The 19,075-nt window shown below is 72.8% G+C and carries 12 protein-coding genes, 1 tRNA gene and 1 pseudogene; 9 read left to right on the top strand and 5 right to left on the bottom strand.

The features are described from left to right. The first annotated feature begins 79 nt into the window (after window positions 1-79). From IF30_RS0117465 to IF30_RS41610, 3 genes are all read left to right on the top strand, one after another. Window positions 80-153: transfer RNA gene (locus IF30_RS0117465), tRNA-Lys, on the top strand. A gap of 393 nt (window positions 154-546) precedes the next feature. Further along, window positions 547-2,802 carry a transglycosylase domain-containing protein gene (locus tag IF30_RS0117470; protein WP_051710484.1) on the top strand — a complete coding sequence of 752 codons (2,256 nt, stop codon included), beginning with the start codon at window positions 547-549 and terminating at the stop codon, window positions 2,800-2,802. 232 nt (window positions 2,803-3,034) lie between these two features. Next, on the top strand, window positions 3,035-4,180 hold the full coding sequence (locus IF30_RS41610) for an EamA family transporter (protein WP_051710486.1): 1,146 nt from the start codon (window positions 3,035-3,037) through the stop codon (window positions 4,178-4,180). Here IF30_RS41610 and lepB read toward each other — a convergent pair. Continuing rightward, window positions 4,143-4,940 carry a signal peptidase I gene (lepB, locus tag IF30_RS0117480; protein ID WP_078891460.1) on the bottom strand — a complete coding sequence of 266 codons (798 nt, stop codon included), beginning with the start codon at window positions 4,938-4,940 and terminating at the stop codon, window positions 4,143-4,145. The genes IF30_RS41610 and lepB overlap by 38 nt on opposite strands. Before the next feature lie 178 nt (window positions 4,941-5,118). Beyond that, window positions 5,119-5,454: a chorismate mutase gene (locus IF30_RS0117485; protein WP_030238772.1), complete on the bottom strand. Its 336-nt coding sequence runs from the start codon at window positions 5,452-5,454 to the stop codon at window positions 5,119-5,121. A 268-nt stretch (window positions 5,455-5,722) separates the two neighbouring features. Here IF30_RS0117485 and IF30_RS0117490 point away from each other — a divergent pair, with 268 nt between their 5' ends. Next, complete coding sequence (locus IF30_RS0117490) at window positions 5,723-6,148, top strand: OsmC family protein (protein WP_030238774.1); 426 nt, start codon at window positions 5,723-5,725, stop codon at window positions 6,146-6,148. A 545-nt stretch (window positions 6,149-6,693) separates the two neighbouring features. Beyond that, window positions 6,694-8,595 carry a putative bifunctional diguanylate cyclase/phosphodiesterase gene (locus tag IF30_RS0117495; protein WP_420791144.1) on the top strand — a complete coding sequence of 634 codons (1,902 nt, stop codon included), beginning with the start codon at window positions 6,694-6,696 and terminating at the stop codon, window positions 8,593-8,595. A 54-nt stretch (window positions 8,596-8,649) separates the two neighbouring features. On the opposite strand, the gene IF30_RS0117500 is transcribed toward IF30_RS0117495, so the two are convergent. Then, entirely contained in the window at window positions 8,650-9,741 is a 1,092-nt protein-coding gene (locus IF30_RS0117500) for an LLM class flavin-dependent oxidoreductase (RefSeq protein ID WP_051710490.1), read from the bottom strand. A gap of 278 nt (window positions 9,742-10,019) precedes the next feature. Here IF30_RS0117500 and IF30_RS0117510 point away from each other — a divergent pair, with 278 nt between their 5' ends. The 4 genes and pseudogenes from IF30_RS0117510 to IF30_RS0117525 all read left to right on the top strand — a co-directional run bounded on the left by IF30_RS0117510 (window position 10,020) and on the right by IF30_RS0117525 (window position 16,939). Then, window positions 10,020-10,616, top strand: a complete 597-nt coding sequence (locus IF30_RS0117510; RefSeq protein WP_037900248.1) for a DedA family protein — start codon at window positions 10,020-10,022, stop codon at window positions 10,614-10,616. 424 nt (window positions 10,617-11,040) lie between these two features. Beyond that, window positions 11,041-12,321: a hypothetical protein gene (locus tag IF30_RS0117515; protein WP_030238787.1), complete on the top strand. Its 1,281-nt coding sequence runs from the start codon at window positions 11,041-11,043 to the stop codon at window positions 12,319-12,321. A gap of 767 nt (window positions 12,322-13,088) precedes the next feature. Next, window positions 13,089-14,994, top strand: a pseudogene (locus tag IF30_RS0117520) (glycosyltransferase family 2 protein). A gap of 13 nt (window positions 14,995-15,007) precedes the next feature. Then, window positions 15,008-16,939, top strand: coding sequence for a galactose oxidase early set domain-containing protein (locus IF30_RS0117525; RefSeq protein WP_030238792.1), 1,932 nt, complete (start codon window positions 15,008-15,010; stop codon window positions 16,937-16,939). 31 nt (window positions 16,940-16,970) lie between these two features. Here the strand turns inward: IF30_RS0117525 and IF30_RS0117530 are convergent, their stop codons facing one another. Continuing rightward, on the bottom strand, window positions 16,971-18,020 hold the full coding sequence (locus IF30_RS0117530) for a glycoside hydrolase family 6 protein (RefSeq protein ID WP_030238796.1): 1,050 nt from the start codon (window positions 18,018-18,020) through the stop codon (window positions 16,971-16,973). A gap of 254 nt (window positions 18,021-18,274) precedes the next feature. Then, the gene (locus IF30_RS0117535; protein WP_037900307.1) at window positions 18,275-18,952 is read right to left on the bottom strand and encodes a uracil-DNA glycosylase; all 678 of its coding nucleotides are present in this window, start codon (window positions 18,950-18,952) and stop codon (window positions 18,275-18,277) included. Window positions 18,953-19,075: the final 123 nt, after the last annotated feature.

The raw sequence follows: 19,075 nt of genomic DNA on the forward strand, positions 1-19,075 counted from the left end.
GGAGGGGCGGATCGGACGGCGGAGGACGGAGTGGTTCGAGGCACCCCTCCGGACCGTGTATTGTTTTCCGCGTCAGCAGGCGCCGCTAGCTCAGTTGGTTAGAGCAGCTGACTCTTAATCAGCGGGTCCGGGGTTCGAGTCCCTGGCGGCGCACAGACACCGGGGAGCCTCTCGCAGCAGCGAGGGGCTCCCCGATTTTTTGGGCCCTCGACGTCCGATTTGTGTGTGATGTCGGTCTCGATCCGCGATCCGACGGAGCCATCCGGCCCGTCCCGCCCGTCCAGGGCAGTACAACCGGAAACGGGGCGAAGGTCCCCGTCCCCGATGACCCCCATTCGTGCAGGCTGCTCAGGTCCGCTCCGCAGGAAAGGCCGCGCTTTGTCCCGAAACGCCCAGGGCGGCCGTCGCACGCCGTCGATCAGTCTCCGGCCGGTCAAGCGGCTCAGGCGCCCCACGGCCCCGCTCGGCGGGTCCGGCGGGTCCGGCGGCGGGAAGCCGCGCCGTCCTCGGCGCACCGGCTGGCGCCGACTGATACCCACCTGGCGGATGACCCTGCTCGGCTTCGTCTCCGCCCTGCTGCTCGGCATCGGCCTGTTCGCGCTGGGGATCACGCTGGTGAAGGTCCCGGACGCGCACGCCGCCGCCACCGCGCAGAGCAACACCTGGCTCTACGCCGACGGCTCGGTGATCACCCGCACCGGCCAGACCAACCGGCAGAACGTCACCCTGGACAAGGTCTCCCCCGCCGCCCAGCACGCCGCGCTGGCCGCCGAGGACCGGAACTTCTACGGCGAGGGCGCGGTCAACGTCCAGGGCCTGGTCCGCGCCGCCGTCAACACGGCCAAGGGCGAGGGCACCCAGGGTGGCTCCACCATCACGCAGCAGTACGTGAAGAACACCTACCTGAGCCAGAAGCAGTCGATCACCCGCAAGGTGAAGGAACTCTTCATCGCCATCAAGGTGGACGCCACCGAGAGCAAGGCGGACATCCTCTCCGGCTACCTGAACACCTCCTACTACGGCCGCGGGGCCTACGGCATCCAGGCCGCGGCCCAGGCGTACTTCGGGATCGACGCCTCGGCGCTCGACCCCGCGCAGGGCGCCTACCTGGCCACCCTGCTGAACGCGCCGAGCGCCTACGACGTGGCCACCGCGACCGCGGCGGGCAAGCAGAACGCCGTCAACCGCTGGAACTACGTGCTGGACGGCATGGTCAAGGAGGGCTGGCTCTCCGCCGGCGAACGGGCCGCGACCGCCTTTCCCGACGTCCGTGACCCGCAGCCCAACCCGGGCCTGTTCGGCCAGTCCGGCTACCTGGTGGACGCGGCCACCCAGTACCTCACCTCGACCGGGGTCATCAGCGAGACGGAGCTGGCCAAGGGCGGCTACACGATCAAGCTGAGCATCGACCCGGCCCGCCAGCAGGCGCTGCAGGACTCCGTCCAGGCGCAGCTGCACGACACCCTGAACCCGGACAAGCGGAAGAAGGACGCGGCCGCCCAGGCCGGTGCCGCCTCCGTGGACCCGAAGACCGGCGCGGTCGTCGCCCTGTACGGCGGCGTCGACTACCTGAAGCACTACGTCGACAACGCGACCCGGCGCGACTACCAGGCCGGTTCGACGTTCAAGGCGATCGCCCTGGCCGCGGCGTTCGAGAACGGTGCCAAGACCCAGGACGGCCGCACCGTCACCCCGCGGACGATCTACGACGGCACCAGCGGCCGGAAGGTCCGCGGCGGCAAGGGCACCCCGTACGCGCCGCCGAACGAGGGGGACCGGAGCTACGGCCAGATCACCCTGCAGCAGGCCGTCGACTGGTCGGTGAACTCGGCGTTCGCCCAGCTCGCGCAGGACACCGGGCTGCAGAAGGTCAAGGACACCGGCATCGCGCTGGGCCTGCCCGGCAACACCCCGGGGCTCGACCCGGTGCCGTCCATCCCGCTGGGTGCGGCCACCCCGAGCGTGCTCGACATGGCGGGCGTCTACGCCACGCTGGACAACGGCGGCAAGCAGATCACCCCGTGGCTGGTGCAGTCGGTGGACCGCGAGGGCGAGGCCGTGCCGCTGCCCGCGCACAAGACCACCCAGGCGATCAGCGCGGACACCGCCAACCAGGTCACCTCGATGCTCCAGGGCGTGGTGAGCGACCCGGGCGGCACCGGCTGGCGGGCGAAGGCCCTCGGCCGCCCGGCGGCGGGCAAGACCGGCACCACCGACGACCAGAAGTCGGTCTGGTTCGTCGGGTACACCCCGGAGCTGGTCACCTCGGTCGCGCTGTTCGGGCAGGACCCGGGCACGGGCGCCCAGGTCAGCCTGAGCGGTGTCGGCGGGATCGACGGCGCGGCGGGCGGCCAGTACCCGGCACAGATTTGGACCGGGTACATGAAGGCCGCGCTCAAGGGCGTGCCGGTCGGCGACTTCCCGACTCCGGCCGACGGCGGCGACTCCTCCGGCGCCACCGACCTGCCGACCGCCCCGAGCACGCCGAGCGGCACCCCGTCGACGGGCGCGGCCACCGGCGGCCCGAGCAGCGCGGCCACCCCGCCGACCGACGGGTCGGGAGCCGGGGCGAGCACGCCGAGCGGCGGCACCGCCGGCGGCGGGGCGACCACGGCTCCGACCGCTCCCCCGACCACCCAGCCCACCACCCAGCCCACGTCCCGTCCCACCGGTCGGCCCACCACCCAGCCGACGCCGACCACCCAGCCCACCACCGGCCCGACCACGCAGCCGACCACCAAGCCCACGGGCGGGGCCGACCCGCTCGTGGGCGCGGGGGCCTCGTCAGGCTCCGGGGGCTGACCGGCGGGCGCGGGGCCGCAGTCCGGTCCCGCGCCCGCACTGGCGGTCAGGTCGGCACTGGCAGTCAGGTCGGCACTGCGATCAGGTCGGCACTGCCGTCGTCGGCCTGCCTGACCTGGAAGGACGCCGTCCCTGCGGGCGAGTGACGGCGCCGTCGCGCACCGTGGGCGGCAGGACCGAATAACGAAATGACGCCTTACCGAATCATCGGTACGACTGTCACAATGCGGCGGTGCACAGATCAACGGCCTCGCCCACCCTCCCTTCGGGCAGATCCCTCGGCCTCGGCCTCGCCCTGGTCTCCGCCTTCGCCTTCGGCGGCTCCGGAACGGCGGCCAAACCGCTCATCGAGGCCGGGCTCTCCCCGCTCCACGTGGTGTGGCTGCGGGTCACCGGCGCGGCCGTGGCCCTGCTGCCGGTGGCCTACCGGCACCGCGACGCCGTACTGCGCCGCCCCGGCCTGCTGCTCGGCTTCGGCCTGCTCGCCGTGGCGGGCGTCCAGGCCTGCTACTTCGCCGCGATCTCCCGCATCCCGGTCGGCGTCGCCCTGCTCATCGAGTACCTCGGGCCGCCGCTGCTGATCGGCTACGTCAGGTTCGTGCAGCGCAAGCCGATCAGCCGTGGCGCGGCCATCGGCGCCGGCGTCGCGGTGGCCGGGCTCGCCTGCGTGGTCGAGGTGTGGAACGGCCTGGGCTTCGACGCCCTGGGCGTGCTCTTCGCGCTCGGCGCGGCCTTCTGCCAGGTCGGCTACTTCCTGCTCGCCGACGCCGGCCGCCGAGGCGAGCGGCCGGTGGATCCGCTGGCCGTCAGCGCGTACGGACTGCTCGTCGGCGCCGTCCTGCTCACCGCCGTCGCCCGCCCCTGGCAGGCCGACTGGGGACCGCTCGGCGGCGACGTGGTGATGAACGGGCACACCCTGCCGGCGTTCGTCCCGGCCGCCTGGATGGTCCTGATCGCGACCGTACTGGCCTACCTGACGGGCGTGGTCTCCGTCGGGTACCTCTCGCCGCCGGTCGCCGGGGTGGTCGCCAACCTGGAGGCGGTGGTCGCCACCGTGCTGGCCTGGGTGCTGCTGGGCGAGCGCCTGGGACTGTCGCAGATCGTGGGCGGCGTGCTGGTGCTGGCCGGGGCCTTCGCGGCTCAGGTGAGCAAGGCGGGGGCGGCTCCGGCGGAGGCGGCGGGCGCAGCGGTGGCAGGTGCGGCGGTCGCGGGCGCAGCGGTGGCAGGTGCGGCGGTCGCGGGCGCAGCGGTGGCAGGTGCGGCGCCTGCGGGGCCGGCCCCGGATCCGGCTCCGCAGGACCGGGTGGTCGCCGAGCACGGGATCAGCGGGACCGGCGGGATCAGCGGCCGGTCCAGCCGAACCAGTCGAGGTGATTGAGCGGCCACACGACGGCCGACACCGGGCCGACCACGTTGCCCACCGGCACGGCGCCGCCGCCGGGGCCGCGCTGGTGGTAGCGGGAGTCCGCCGAGTCGCTGCGGTGGTCGCCCTCGACCCAGACGTAGCCCGCGGGCACCTTGACCGGCCCGAAGTCCAGGCCGGCGCAGGAGTCGTCACCGGCGTGGAGGTACGGCTCGTCGACCTTGCGCCCGTCGACGCTCAGGGTGGTGCCCTCGCACTGCACGGTCTGGCCGCCGGTCGCGATGACCCGCTTGACCAGGTAGTTGTCGTCCTTCGGCGGCACCAGCCCGACGAAGCTGAGCACCGAGCTCACCGTGTCGGTGATCGGGTTCGGGTCCGCGGGCTGCGGCGGCAGCCAGCCCCCGGGATCCTTGAACACCACCGGCTGCCCCGGCTCCGGCTCCCAGCCGGTCAGCGGCGCCAGCTTGTTCACCCCGACCCGGTCGCCGATCCGCAGGGTGTTCTCCATCGAACCGGACGGGATGGAGAACACCTGGAACAGGCAGGTCTTGATCAGCAGCGCGACCACCAGACCCACCGCGGCCATCGCCGGCAGCTCGATCCACCACGGCCGGGAGCGGCGGCCCGAGCGGCCCGAGCGGCGACCGCCCGACTCACGCGCCCGGCGCCTGGACTCGGCCCGGCCCCCGGGCACCCGGTGGGCGTCCGGCGCGGCGGAATCGCCGGGCGTTCCACTGGGGGTTCCGCTGGGCGTTTCGGGCAGGTTCACCGCCATCGTCGCTGCTCCACCTCTCCGGCTGGGGAAACCTGCACGCTACGCCAACCGTGGAGCCTGACGAAATCGGGCATTTAGCCGCCACCGACAACTCGGGGTGCCCCCGAGCCGCCCCGGGGCCCTTCGGAACGGGTGCTCCGCGCGCGGGAGTTCCCGCCCGGCCCCCGCGGCTCGCCCTTCAGGCGCGGGCGATGGCCTCGTGGTGGCGGATGACCTCGGCGATGATGAAGTTCAGGAACTTCTCAGCGAAGACCGGGTCCAGCTTCGCCCCGGCGGCCAGTTCCCGGAGCCGCTCGATCTGGTCCCGCTCGCGCGCCGGGTCGGCCGGCGGCAGCTTGTGCTCGGCCTTGAGCCGGCCCACCTGCTGGGTCGCCTTGAACCGCTCGGCCAGCATGTGGACCACCGCGGCGTCGATGTTGTCGATGCTCTCGCGCAGGCTGGTCAGCTCCGCGCGTACGGCGTCGTCGATCCCCTCGGGCAGGCCGGCGTCGGGGGTCGTGGGGTGGTCCGTCATCGGGGCGGCTCCCGGTGTCTGAGTGGGCGCCCGGCCGTACGGCGGCCGGGCTCGGGCCCGGGCAAATCTAACAGGGCCCCTGCTCCGGGCCCTCACGATCACCCGGATCCGTCCACGATCCGGACAGCCGTCCGGTCGGTGCCCGTCCGCCGGGCCGCCCGTGCGGTCCGGCGTGCACACGGGGCGGCGGGCGGGGCGGCCCGTAGGGTGGGACGTGCATGACCGGAAGTGTCCGCACAGCCGTCCGCCAGCAATGGAGGTACCGATCGTGGCAACCACCCGCACCGCCCGCACGGCCTGGGAGGGCGACCTCCTCCACGGGCAGGGCCAGACGTCCTTCGAATCGTCCGGCATCGGCACGTTCCCGGTGTCCTGGCCGGCCCGCGCCGAGCAGGCCAACGGCAAGACCAGCCCGGAGGAGCTCATCGCGGCCGCCCACTCGGCCTGCTTCTCGATGGCCCTGTCGCACGGCCTCACCGGTGCCGGCACCCCGCCCACCACGCTGGACACCCAGGCCGACGTCACCTTCCAGCCGGGCGAGGGCATCACCGGCATCCACCTGACCGTCACCGGCGACGTGCCCGGCCTGGACCAGGCGGGCTTCGTCAAGGCCGCCGAGGACGCCAAGGCCAACTGCCCGGTCAGCCAGGCCCTGACCGGCACCACCATCACCCTCACGGCCAACCTCGCCTGAGACTCCCTCCCGCCCGGCACCGGCCGTGACCCATCGCGGCCCACTACCGGCCCGCTCCCGGCGCGCAACCAGCGCCCGGGGGCGCGGCTTCGGCGCACGCGCCCCCGGTGCACATCATGTGATGTGTACCGGGGGCGTCCGCATGTACCGCCATCCATGATCACAAAGGGGGCGAATCACCCTGGCGGCGGTCACCGCGCGTTGCCGTCGCGGCCTATGATCGGCCGCAGCGCCCTGTTCTTCACGCGGGTCCCCGCGCGACAGCGCCCCTCCCGGGCGCCCCGCAGCGGACCGACTCCGAGGACCGCGACAGAGTGCGCAGCCGACCGCCGGGTCACGACTGGCCGGCCGGACCATCGTCAAGCGTCAGCAGCGGACGGGAGCATGCCGTGCCGGGCCAGAACGAGGGGGCCGACGCACACCACCCGGGCGTGCGGCACGAGGAACCACCGCACCACCGCCACTTCGCCGCGCCGTTCGCCGACGGCGCGGCCGGGGGATCCACCACCCCGCTCGGCGTCTGCGGGACGCTGGAGGAGCCCGAGGTGCTGCTCTGCCCCACCTGCTCGGCCCCGCTGACCAGCGGCACGCACCGGGGCGCCGCCGACGGAGCCGGGGCGGAGGACGGGGAGCCCGGCCCGGCGCAGGGCGGCGGCGACCGGCTGCTGGCCGCCCTGCGGGCCAGCGAGTCCCGGTTCCGGGCCGCCTTCTGCGACGCGGTCATCGGCATGGCCCTGATCGACCCCGACGACCGGATCATCGAGGTCAACCCCGCCTTCGCCGCCCTGATCGGACGCGGCGTCGGCGAACTGGTCCGCACCCCCCTGCACGAGATCATCGACCCGGAGGGCATGCCGGACCGGCTCTTCGCCGAACTCGTCCACGGGGAGCGGGAACGGTTCCGCGTGGAGAAGCAGCTCAAGCACCGCGAGGGCCACGAGGTCTGGAGCAAGGTCACCGTCTCGCTCATCCGGGACGGCGCCGGGCAGCCGCTCTACACCCTCGCCCTGGTGGAGGACATCACCGAACAGCGCCGGCTCGGCGACCGGCTGGAGTACCAGGCCCTGCACGACCCGCTGACCCGGCTGCCCAACCGGACCTACTTCTTCGAACGGCTCGACGCCGCCTGCCTCGCCGTGACCGACGACCCCGGGCCCGGCCGGACCGCCGACGAGGGGCGCCGGGTCGGCGTCTGCTACCTGGACCTCGACGGCTTCGCGGCGATCAACGAGGCCCTCGGCCACCACATCGGGGACCAGTTGCTGACCGCCGTCGCCACCCGGCTGCGCCACCGGTTCTCCGGGCTCGACACCCACCTGGTGGCCCGGATGGGCGGCGACGAGTTCGCCGTCCTGGTCACCGACAGCCGGGGCAGCGAACAGCTCACCGAACTGGCCGCCCGGATCCTCGAAGTGCTGGAACAACCCTTCGACGTGGCCGGGCACCGACTGGCCGTCACCGCCAGCGTGGGCGTCGTCGAACGGTCCGTCCACGAGACCACCCCGACCGACCTGGTCAAGGACGCCGACGCCACGCTCTACTGGTCCAAGGCCGACGGCCGCGCCCGCTGGACCCTCTACGACCCCGACCGCGGCGCCCACCAGCTCACCCGCCAACTGCTGGCCACCGCACTGCGCCCGGCCCTGGAACGCGGCGAGTTCACCATCGAGTACCAGCCGCTGGTCGGCCTGGCCGACGGCACCGTGCACGGCGCGGAAGCGCTGGTCCGCTGGCGCCACCCCCGCTACGGGACGCTCTCCCCGGACCGCTTCATCCCGCTCGCCGAGGAGTCCGGCGCGATCGTCCCGCTCGGGAAGTGGGTGCTGGAGGAGTCCTGCCGCCAGGCGAAGCAGTGGCTCACCGAGTTCCCCGACACCGAGACCTTCGTCAGCGTCAACCTGGCCGCCCGCCAGATCTGGGACTCCGACGTCGTCGCCGACGTCGCCCGGGCCCTCGAAAACACCGGCCTGCCGGCCCGCCTGCTCCAGCTGGAGATCACCGAGAGCGCGCTGCTCGGCCCCGGCGGACGCCCCCTGCAGGCCCTGCAGGCACTCGCCGACATGGGCGTGCGGATCGCGATCGACGACTTCGGCACGGGCTACTCCAACCTGGCCTACCTCTCCCGGCTGCCGGTCCACGTGCTGAAGCTCGACGGCACCTTCATCGAGGGATTCCGCGACCCGGCCCCCGCGGACCGCCCCCGCTGCCCCGAGCTCGGCGCCCGCCGCAGCGACGCCGACGAGCAGATCGTCGGTGCGATGGTGCAGCTGGCCCACACCCTCGGCCTGACCGTCACGGCCGAGGGCATCGAGAGCGCCGCCCAGGCCGAGCGGCTGCGGCTGACCGGCTGCGACACCGCCCAGGGCTGGTACTTCGCCCGGCCCGGCGAGGCGGCGCTGGTCGCGGCCATACTCCGTGAGGGTCGCCCGGCCCTTGACGGGCGGTAGGCGCCGCGCGGGCGGGGGCGAAGGCCGCCGCCGCGCGGGCGCGGGCGGGCGGGGTCAGGCCTCGGCCGTCAAACCGTACGCCTCGGCGATCAGGCCGTAGGAGCGGAGCCGGGCCTCGTGGCCGTGGATGTGCGAGGTGACCATCAGCTCGTCGGCCCCGGTCCGCTTGCGCAGCGCCTCCAGTCCGTCGGCGACCCGGCCCGGGTCGCCGAGCACGACGTTGTCGAGCCAGCTGTCGATGAAGTCCGTCTCGGCCGGGCTGTACGGGTACTGCTCGGCCTCCTCCGGGGTGGGGATCGGGCCCGGGTTGCCGCGTCGCAGCCGGAGCATGCCGAGGGCGGCGGAGCGGGCGAGGCGGCGGGCCGTCGGCTCGTCGTCGGCGGCGACCGCGCTCACGCCGATCAGCGCGTACGGCTCGGCGAGCACGGCGGACGGGCGGAAGGACGACCGGTAGAGGTCCAGCGCCGGGAGGGTGTTGGCGCTGCTGAAGTGGTGCGCGAAGGCGAACGGGAGGCCCAGTCGGCCCGCGAGCCGGGCGCTGAAGCCGGAGGAGCCGAGCAGCCAGATCGGCGGGCGGCCCTCGCCCTTGGGGACGGCGGTCAGCCGGTCGTACGGGTGGCCGGCGGGGAAGTCGCCGTCGAGGAAGTGGGTCAGTTCGGCGAGCTGCTGCGGGAAGTCGTCCGCGCCTTCGGCGAGCCCCCGGCGCAGCGCCCGGGCGGTGGCCGGGTCGGTGCCGGGAGCACGGCCGAGGCCGAGGTCGATCCGGCCGGGGTGCAGGGCCTCCAGCAGGCCGAACTGCTCGGCGATGGCGAGCGGGGCGTGGTTGGGAAGCATCACGCCGCCCGAACCGAGCCGGAGCGTGGTGGTGTTGGCCCCGAGGTGGGCGAGCAGGACGGCCGGGGTCGAGCTGGCCACCCCGGGCATGCCGTGGTGCTCCGCCACCCAGAAGCGGTGGTAGCCCCACCGCTCGGCCTCGCGGGCCAGCGCGGTGGTCGCCGCGAGGGCCTCGGCGGGTGTGTAGCCGACGCCGACGGTGGCCAGGTCGAGGATCGAGAGCGGAGCGGGTGCCCCGCCACGGGCGGTGCCCCTGATCGCCGCGCCGGCCGTCGGCCCGGTCCCGTGCTCCTGCTGGTCCTCGGTCGTCATGCCCGTCCGCCCTCCTGGCTGTCCTCGTGCCGGCTCTCGTGGACGACCGCGCGGGCCCGGACGGCCCGGCGGTCGCTGTCGCCGACCGGGGTCAACCACCGTCGGGGGCTCCCTGTTCCCGCCCGCCGGCCGGCAGTCCGTGCCCCCGGCGGGCGGCCGGAACCGGTCGTCGTGATCCACGGCATACCGGGGTGCTTCAGGGCATGAAAAGTCGAGGCGCTAGCGTTGACCCGATACAGCCACCTGCTCGCTCGGGCGGCGTGGAGGGAGTGAGGGCCTTGAACTTCGTAGCGGCGATCGGATCTTCGTGGATCTGCGCCCTGGCTATCGTCGCCGTCCTCGGAGACGCCCTCCTCCCGTTCATCCCCAGCGGCACGCTGGTCATCCTGGCCGTGCTCAAGACGGCACAGGTCAACGGTGCCCCGCTGATGCTCGGCCTGGGCGTGGCGGTGGCGTCGTTCCTGGGTGACCTCCTCCTGCTCCAGCTGGCCCGACGCGGTGCCCCGGTGCTGCACCGCCGGCTCGCCCGGCGCCCCCAGCTGGCGGCCAGTGTGACCCGGGTCCAGCAGGCCCTGGTCGAGCGCCCGCACGGCGCGGCCGCCGCGATGGTGGTGATCGCGCGGTTCGTCCCGGCCGGGCGCACCGTCCTGGACCTGGCGATCGGCCACTCCCCGGCCCACCCGCACCGCTTCCTGCACTGGTCCGCGCTGGCGGCGCTGGTCTGGGCCGCCTACATCGTGACGCTGGGCTGGCTGAACAGCCACTGGTTCAACACCGCGTGGCTGAGCCTCGCGGTCTCCTGCGCGGCGGCCACCGCCATCAGTACGGCGGTCGCGCGCGTGGTGCGCCGCACCCGGCGGCTCGCCACCGCCTGACCGGCCCTCACCGACCGGGTCTCGCCGGGGTCGGGCCTCACCGACCGGCCCTCACCGGTCGGGCCTCACCGGGCGGCCGCCCCTACCCGACTTCGTAGAAGCCGGACCGGCAAGGGGCAAAAGTTTTCCCAAAAAGACGATCAACCGGGCCGAACGCTGACGAATTCGGCGAGGGCGGGGCAGACCGCCGGTACCGTACTGGCCGGGCCGCAAGGAGTGCGAAGCGTCACAGGACCGCAACAGACGCCGGATCCCTGCAGCCCAGCCGCGCCCGCCCGACGTGTTGAGAGTCGTCGGAGTTCGGCGACCTTGGTGGCCGCCAGGGCGACATGACAAGCTAACGGCGGAATACACATCAATTGCCCGATTTGACCGGTGTGGCCGTACGGGCCCCCACCACCGGCATCGGCACCCAGGGGAGACCATGACCAGCATCTCGCGCAGGACGGTGCTCAGTGCGACCGCTGCGACCGCAGCACTCGGCGCGGTCGCAGCCTGCTCCAGCAACGGATCCGGTCCGAGCCAAGGCTCATCCACCCCCGGCTCCGGCGGCGGCACGAGCGCCACCCAGGGCAGCACCGGCGACCCGACCCAGGCGACGGTGCCCAAGGGCACCCCGATCGGCGACGGCTCCAACGCCGACACCGGCCCGCAGCCGAACCAGCCCAAGCCCGAGAAGCTCAAGCCCGGCGAGCGGCCGCCGCAGTTCGTGGTGTTCTCCTGGGACGGCGCGGGCGGCACCGACGACGGCCAGTTCCCCCGCTTCCTGAAGCTGGCGGAGCAGTACAAGGCCACGATGACCTTCTTCCTCTCCGGGATATACGCCCTGCCCAAGAGCAAGTCCGACCTGTACCACCCGCCGAAGCACTCGGTCGGCGCCTCCGACATCCCGTACCTGTCGGACGGCGCGGTCAAGAGCACGCTCAAGCTCATCAGCCAGGCCTGGGTGGCCGGGCACGAGATAGGCACCCACTTCAACGGGCACTTCTGCTCCAGCCGCCCGGACAAGAACGGGGTCAACATGTGGACCCCGGAGGACTGGCAGAGCGAGATAGACCAGGCGATCGGCTTCGTCACCCAGTGGCGGACCAACACCGGCTTCACCGACGTCGACCCGTTGCCCTTCGACTACAAGAAGGAGCTCATCGGCGGCCGCACCCCGTGCCTGGAGGGGCAGAAGGCGCTGCTGCCGACCATCGCCAAGCTCGGCTGGAAGTACGACGCCAGCTCCGCGGGCGGCCTCCAGATATGGCCGCAGAAGGTCCAGGACGGCAAGGTCTGGGACTTCCCGCTGCAGTCGATCCCGTTCCCCGGCCACACCTTCCAGGTCCTGTCGATGGACTACAACATCCTGGCCAACCAGTCCGGCGGCAGCACCAAGGGCGACCCGGCCAAGTACGACGAGTGGCGCACCCAGGCCACGAACTCCTACCTCGCGGGCTTCGACCGCGCGTACAACAGCAACCGCGCCCCGTTCTTCGTCGGCAACCACTTCGAGCAGTGGAACGGCGGCATCTACATGGACGCCGTCGAGCAGACGCTCAAGGCCGTCGCGGGCAAGCCCGACGTCCGGCTGGTCTCCTTCAAGCAGTTGGTCGAGTGGCTGGAGGTGCAGGACCAGTCCACCCTGCGCAAGCTTCGCACGCTCAACGTCGGCCAGGCACCGGCGGGCGGCTGGGAGAGCTTCCTCGGCGCGGCAGGCTGACCCGCCCGGGCCGGGGGGTCGACACCGCTGCGGGACCGGTACGGCCGGCGGGGCACGTGGCCCCCGCCGGCCGTCGTCGTGCCCGGTCCGGCCGGACGGGCAGCCGGCGCACCGCAGCCGCCGCATTTCCGGTCCGGGAGGCCCAACCGGCGCGCGGCGGCGCCGAATTCACCGCAATAGCATCAACGCCCGGCGGATCGGCCGGGAACCGCGGCATCTTCACGCTTGCGCGGTGGCGGTCTCCCGACTGGTTGCGATCACCGTTACGCTCAGGGAGAGTTGGGGTCGAGGAAGCCGATGTTCCCGAAGCGCCCGGAGGGGAAGCCGGAAAGCGCACCGGGATCCCGGATTCGAGGCCGCCGTACCGACGCACAACTGAACCGGTCGCACACACTGGATGTGCCGGACAGCCCGGAAACCGCCTGAGGACCGCAGTCCACCGGGCCCTGTTCCACCCGGACGGCCCCGAGTCGAGGCAAGGCCACGCGGAAGCCGAGCGAGCGGAACAAGGCGCGAACTCCGGGGGGAGCAGCTATGACCACGCCGTTCACGCGACGAAAGGGCGTCGGAACGGCCCACGGGCGGGGCACCGGGCAGCCGGACGAGGCCGCCCTGAGCGCCGAACCCGCACCCGAAGCCCCCTACGACTACGGTCACTTCAGCCGCCTCGCCGGCCCCGCGCACGACCCCGGCGAGGCCGACGGGTTCGACGGGGGCGGCGGGTTCGACGAGTTCGACGAGTTCGACGAGTTCGACGGCGGCGTCTACTGCACCGAGCCCTCCGTGAGCCATGCGGAACAGGACACCCGCCCCGACTCGGCGGCCCGGCCCGCGCCGCCCCCGGCAGCCCCCTACCGCGTCCGGTACCGCAGCCTGCTGCACCGCGAGCCGCACCGGGTCCGTGCCGCCCTGCTGCTGCTGGCCGCACCGGCGGTGGAGGCGGTGCTGCTGGTCTGGCTGCTGCTGCCGGAGCACTGGCCGGAGCGGCTCGACGAGACGAACTCCCTGGTCCTGCTGGGCGACAAGGTGATGATCGGGATCATCGCCGTGGTCGAGGTGTTCCGGCTGGTCAACGTGGTCTCCAACACCCATGCCACCCTGGTCGCCCGCGATCCCGTGCCCGTGACGCCGGAAGCGGGCACCCGGGTCGCGTTCCTCACCACCTGCGTGCCGGGCAAGGAGCCGCCGGAGATGGTCCGGGCGACCCTGGTCGCGGCCCGCGCCGTGCGGCACCGAGGACCGTACGACGTCTGGCTGTTGGACGAGGGAAACGATCCTGCAATGCAGGAGCTCTGCGCCGAACTGGGCGTCCGCCACTTCAGCCGCGCCGGCCGGCCGCACTGGAACCGTCCGAAGGGCCGGTTCCGCGCCAGGACCAAACACGGCAACTACAACGCCTGGCTCCAGGCCCACGGCGACGACTACGACTTCTGGGTGTCCGTCGACACCGACCACGTGCCGCTGCCGGACTTCTGCGAACGGATGCTCGGCTACTTCCGCGACCCCGACGTGGCATTCGTGGTCGGCCCCCAGGTGTACGGGAACTACCGCAGCTCGGGATCGGCCGTCACCAAATTCTCCGAGAGCCAGCAGTACCTCTTCCACGCGCTCATCCAACGCGCCGGAAACCGTTACGGCGCGCCCATGTTCGTCGGCACCAACAACGCCGTCAGAATTCGCGCACTCCAGTCGATCGGCGGGTTGTACGACTCCATCACGGAGGACATGGCGACCGGACTGGAGTTCCACCGGAGCCGGAACCCGGAGACCGGAGAGCGCTGGAAGTCCGTGTACACCCCGGACGTGCTCGCCGTCGGCGAAGGACCGTCCTCCTGGACCGACTTCTTCGCCCAGCAACTGCGCTGGAGCCGGGGCACCTACGAGACCCTGCTCACCCAGTACTGGCGCGCGACCCGGCGGTTGTCGCCGGGCCGGCTCCTCAACTACTCCCTGATGATCGGCTTCTACCCGATGGCCGCGCTCACCTGGCTGCTCGGCGGCCTGTCCAGCGTGCTCTACCTGGGCTTCGGAGCCTCGGGCGTCCACGTCTCCTCCGAGATCTGGATGATGCTCTACAGCGACGCCGCCGCGCTCCAACTCCTGCTCTACACCTGGAACCGCAAGCACAACGTGAGCCCGCACGAGCCGGCCGGCTCCTCCGGGGTGGCCGGCATGGTGATGTCGGCGCTCTGCGGCCCGATCTACGCGGCCGCGCTGCTGCAGGCCCTGGTCCGCCGCCGCAGCCGCTTCGAGGTGACGCCGAAGGGCCGCTCGGCCAGCACCGACCGCCTGGGCACCTTCCGCTTCCACCTGTTCTGGACCCTGGTGTTCGGCGGCGCGATCGCCGCGTCCTACGTCACCGGCTACGACCACGTGGCGATGCGCACCTGGGCGTGGATCGCCCTGGTGCTGACCCTCCTGCCGATCCTCATCCTGGCCGGCGACACCGCCCACCGCCGCCGGGCCCGCCCCACCGCCACCCTCACCGTCACCGGCGGCCCGGCAGCCGCCCCGAGGGTCGTCCTGGAGAAACACCGCCCGCGCCACGCCCGCGACCCCCGGACGGCGCCACGGCCCGCAGGAGCCCAACCGCCCGCCCGGGCACCGCAGCCGACCCAGGCGTTCCCCCTCCCCGCACCCGACCGGGCCGAGAGCGGCACCCGCATCCACTGAGGGAGCAACCACCGTGAGGATCCACAAGACCGGTCGCACCAAGCGCTTCGCCCTCGGCAGCACCGTCGCCCTGACGGTGGCCGGGATGAACGCGCCGGCCGTCCTCGGCTTCGCGAGCCGGCAGTACCACCACTACGTGATCAACCGGCCCGAGTACAAGGCGCAGTACGGCCACTGGCAGACCCTGACGCTGCCCGCCGAGTTCCGGGTCAACGCCGTGCACGCCACCCTGCTGCGCACCGGCAAGGTCCTGATCGTGGCAGGCTCCGGCAACGACGAGAAGCAGTTCGACGCGGGCACCTTCCGGAGCCTGCTCTGGGACCCGGCGAAGAACACCTACAAGCTGATACCCACCCCGGCCGACATGTTCTGCGGCGGCCACGCCTCGCTGCCGGACGGCCGGGTCCTGGTGGCCGGCGGCACCCAGCGCTACGAGAAGCTGGCCGGCGCGGTGAAGAAGGCCGCCGGTGTCATGCGGATCCGCAACGAGAGCCCGGACCACGACCGGACCTTCCCCAAGGGCACCGTCCTCGTCGCCCCGAACGGCCGCGAGTACGCCACCACCGCCCCCGTGACCGTCCCGGCCGCGGCCAAGAGCGGCTCCGGCAGGCAGACCGTGGTGACCGCCGGCGAACAGCACGTGTTCGTGGAGGCGCTCGGCCCGGGCCCCGACTACGTCATCGGCTCCCCCGCCCAGTACCGGATCAAGGGCCTCAGCGGCGCCGACGCCCACGACCTGTACGGGCAGAGCGACAAGCTGACCCTGGACAAGCAGGAGTACCAGGGCATCCGCTCCGCCTTCGAGTTCAACCCGGACACCGAGCTGTACGAGCCGGTCACCGACATGGCCCACGCCCGCTGGTACCCGACGCTGACCGGCCTGGGCGACGGCCGCGTCCTCACCGTCTCCGGGCTCGACGACACCGGGGAGATCCTCAACGGCAACGACAACGAGATCTACGACCCGAAGAACAAGACCTGGGCCAAAGCCCCCGAACGCTACTTCCCGACCTACCCGTCGATCTTCCTGACCGCGTCCGGCAAGCTCTTCTACTCCGGCTCCAACGCCGGCTACGGGCCCGCCGACAAGGGCCGCGACCCCGGCGTGTGGGACCTGGCGGACAACAGCTTCCGGCCCGTCCCCGGCCTGCGCGACCCCGGACTGACCGAGACCTCCTCCTCGGTGCTGCTGCCACCCGCGCAGGCACAGAAGGTGATGGTGCTCGGCGGCGGGGGCGTCGGCGAGTCGCCGCTGTCCACGGCCCGCACCGACATCGCCGACCTCACCGCCGCCGAACCCGTCTACACCCCCGGCCCGGACCTGCCGGCCGGCGGCACCCGCTACCTCAACAGCGTGATCCTCCCGGACGACACCGTCCTCACCACCGGCGGCTCCAGCGGCTACCGCGGCCGGGGCAGGAGCGACCTGCTCAAGGCGCAGGTGTACCACCCGGATTCCAACAGCTTCAGCGCCGTCGCCGAACCGGCCGTCGGCCGCGACTACCACTCGGAGGCGCTGCTGCTGCCCGACGGCCGGGTCGCCGTGCTCGGCTCCAACCCGCTCTTCGCGGACAAGGCCGAGACCCAGCCGGGCGGCTTCGAGCAGCGCATCGAGATCTACACCCCGCCGTACCTGTACCGCGGCGACCGCCCGCAGGTCAGCGCCGCTCCGCAGACGGCGAAGCTCGGCGGCACCCTCGCCGTCGGCACCACCCGGCCGGACGCCGTCGCCACGGCCAAACTGATCCGGCCCAGTTCGGTCACCCACGTGACGGACGTCGAACAGCGCTCGGTGGCCCTCGACATCACCGGGCGGACGGCCGACGGCGTCTCGCTCGCCCTCCCCGGCAACCCCGACCTGCTGCCGCCCGGCTGGTACATGCTGTTCCTGACGGACGCCGCCGGCACCCCGTCCGCCGCCCACTGGATCCAGGTCACCGGGTGAGCCGCGCGCCCGGTGCGACGCGATCCCGGCGTCAGCGCGCCGCCTGCGCCAGCCCTAGCGCGTACGGCAGCCAGAACTCGCCCGCCCGGGGCTCGCCGCGGCCGCAGTCGCCGTCCGACTCCCCCGGGTTCTTGATCCACAGGTAGGCGTCCACCCCCGGCCGTCCGGTGTCGGCGGTGGGCCGCTGCCCGAGCGCGCGACCGGGCGGATTGCACCAGGAGTCGCCGCCCAGCGCGCCGTTGCCACTCCGGCTGGTGTCGATGACGAAGTGCTTGCCGTCCAGGGCGGCGGAGAGCCGGGCGCCGTACGCCGCGTTGCGGTCGGTGTCGTAGAAGTTGGCGACGTTCACGGCGAAGCCGTCCGCCGCGGCGATGCCCGACTTGCGCAGGGCGGCGGCCAGGGCCTCCGGGTCCTGCGCCCAGCCGGGGTTGCCCGCGTCCAGGTAGACCCGGACGTTCGGGCGCTTCTTCAACTCCTGGACGGCGAAGGCCAGCAGGCCGTACCGCTCGGCGGCCAGGTCGCCCTTGACGCCGCAGCCGTCCAGGGTGTGCGCGACCGCGTCCGGCTCCAGCACCACCCACGCCCGGCGGTCGCCGAGGGCCTGTGCGACGTCGGTGATCCAGGCCCGGTAGGCGGCGGCGTCGGGGGCGCCACCGGCTGAGTACTGGCCGCAGTCGCGGTGCGGGATGTCGTAGGCGACGAACACCGCCGTCCGGCCCGCCTCGGCGGCCCGGCGGCTCACCTGCTCGGCGATCTCCTTGGCGCCCCGCTCGCCGAGCCACTGGGAGGAGGGCTGGGAGGCGATCCGCGCCAGCATGTCGGCTTCGGCCGTGCGGCCCTGGCCGCGCAGTGCGGTCATCTGGCGGGCCGCGTTGGTCTGGTCGGAGACGTAGAAGGCCTGCCCGGGGAGTTGGGCGAGGGCCCCGGGAGCGGGGGCGGTGGCGGTGCTGGTGGTGGGGACGGTGGCACCGGCTGTGGCGGTGACGGTCGAAGCGGCGGACGGCGTGTCGCCCGGCCCGACGCCGTCCCCACCGCTGCAACCGGACACGGCGACCAGCGCCCCGGCCAGCGCCGCCCCCACGACCCACCGGGAGACCCCCGCCCCCCGGAACGTCCTCGCCCGCCGAAACCCGCGCACGTACCACCCCTCCCGCACCGGTCCGGCGACCGGTCGGACCCAGCCAAGCACACCCGGCGCCGGCAGCAGGCCACCAGCGGTGAACACCAAGTGGCCTCGGTCGGACCGGAGGTCGACGCCGTGACTGCCCCCGCGACCACCCCCGCGACCGCCCACTGCCACGGCCACCGACATCCTCAGGCCCGCTCCCCCAAGGCTCAGTCCTTCGTCAGGTTGGGCACCTGCCAGTCGATCGGCTCACCGCCGAAACCCTCCAGCGCGGCATTGATCTGCGAGAACGGGCGGCTGCCGAAGAACAGCCTGGCGGACAACGGCGACGGGTGCGCGCCCTGCACCACCACGTGCCTGTCGGTGTCGATCAGCGGCAGCTTCTTCTTCGCGTAGTTGCCCCACAGCACGAAGACCACCGGCTCCTCGCGGTCGCTCACCGCCTTGATGACCGCGTCGGTGAACTTCTCCCAGCCCTTCGCCTTGTGCGAGTTGGCCTCGTGCGCGCGGACCGTCAGCACCGCGTTCAGCAGCAGCACGCCCTGCTCGGCCCAGTGCATCAGGTAACCGTTGTCCGGAGCCGGAACGCCCAGATCGGCCTGGAGCTCCTTGAAGATGTTGCGCAGCGACGGCGGAATCCTGGTGCCGGGCAGCACCGAGAAACTCATGCCGTGGGCCTGCCCGTTGTCGTGGTACGGGTCCTGGCCGAGCACGAGCACCCGGACCTTCTCGTACGGCGTGGCCTCCAGTGCCGCGAACTCCTGGCCGCTCGGCGGGAACACCTCGTGCTCCGCGCGCTGGGCCGCGACGAAGGCCGACAACTCGGCGAAGTACGGCTTCTCCGTTTCGGCGCCCAGCACCTCGCGCCAGGACCCGGGCAGCTCCAGCCCGTCGCCCGCGCCGGCCCCGACCACGCCCGCCCCGACCGTGTCCGCCTCGACCGTGTCCGTCACGACTTCTACCTCCACACCGCGGCTGCTGCGCCGCACGCCCGCTGACACCCCGAACGC

The organism is Streptomyces sp. NRRL S-350, from assembly GCF_000719705.1.
Lineage (GTDB): Bacteria > Actinomycetota > Actinomycetes > Streptomycetales > Streptomycetaceae > Kitasatospora.

What these genes read in the sequence shown, in the direction of transcription:
- IF30_RS0117470 (WP_051710484.1), top strand. Translation starts at nt 547, where the DNA reads ATGACCCTGCTCGGCTTCGTCTCCGCCCTGCTGCTCGGCATCGGCCTG.
- IF30_RS0117485 (WP_030238772.1), bottom strand. Translation starts at nt 5,454, where the DNA reads ATGACGGACCACCCCACGACCCCCGACGCCGGCCTGCCCGAGGGGATC.
- IF30_RS0117515 (WP_030238787.1), top strand. Translation starts at nt 11,041, where the DNA reads ATGACCAGCATCTCGCGCAGGACGGTGCTCAGTGCGACCGCTGCGACC.
- IF30_RS0117500 (WP_051710490.1), bottom strand. Translation starts at nt 9,741, where the DNA reads ATGACGACCGAGGACCAGCAGGAGCACGGGACCGGGCCGACGGCCGGC.
- lepB (WP_078891460.1), bottom strand. Translation starts at nt 4,940, where the DNA reads ATGGCGGTGAACCTGCCCGAAACGCCCAGCGGAACCCCCAGTGGAACG.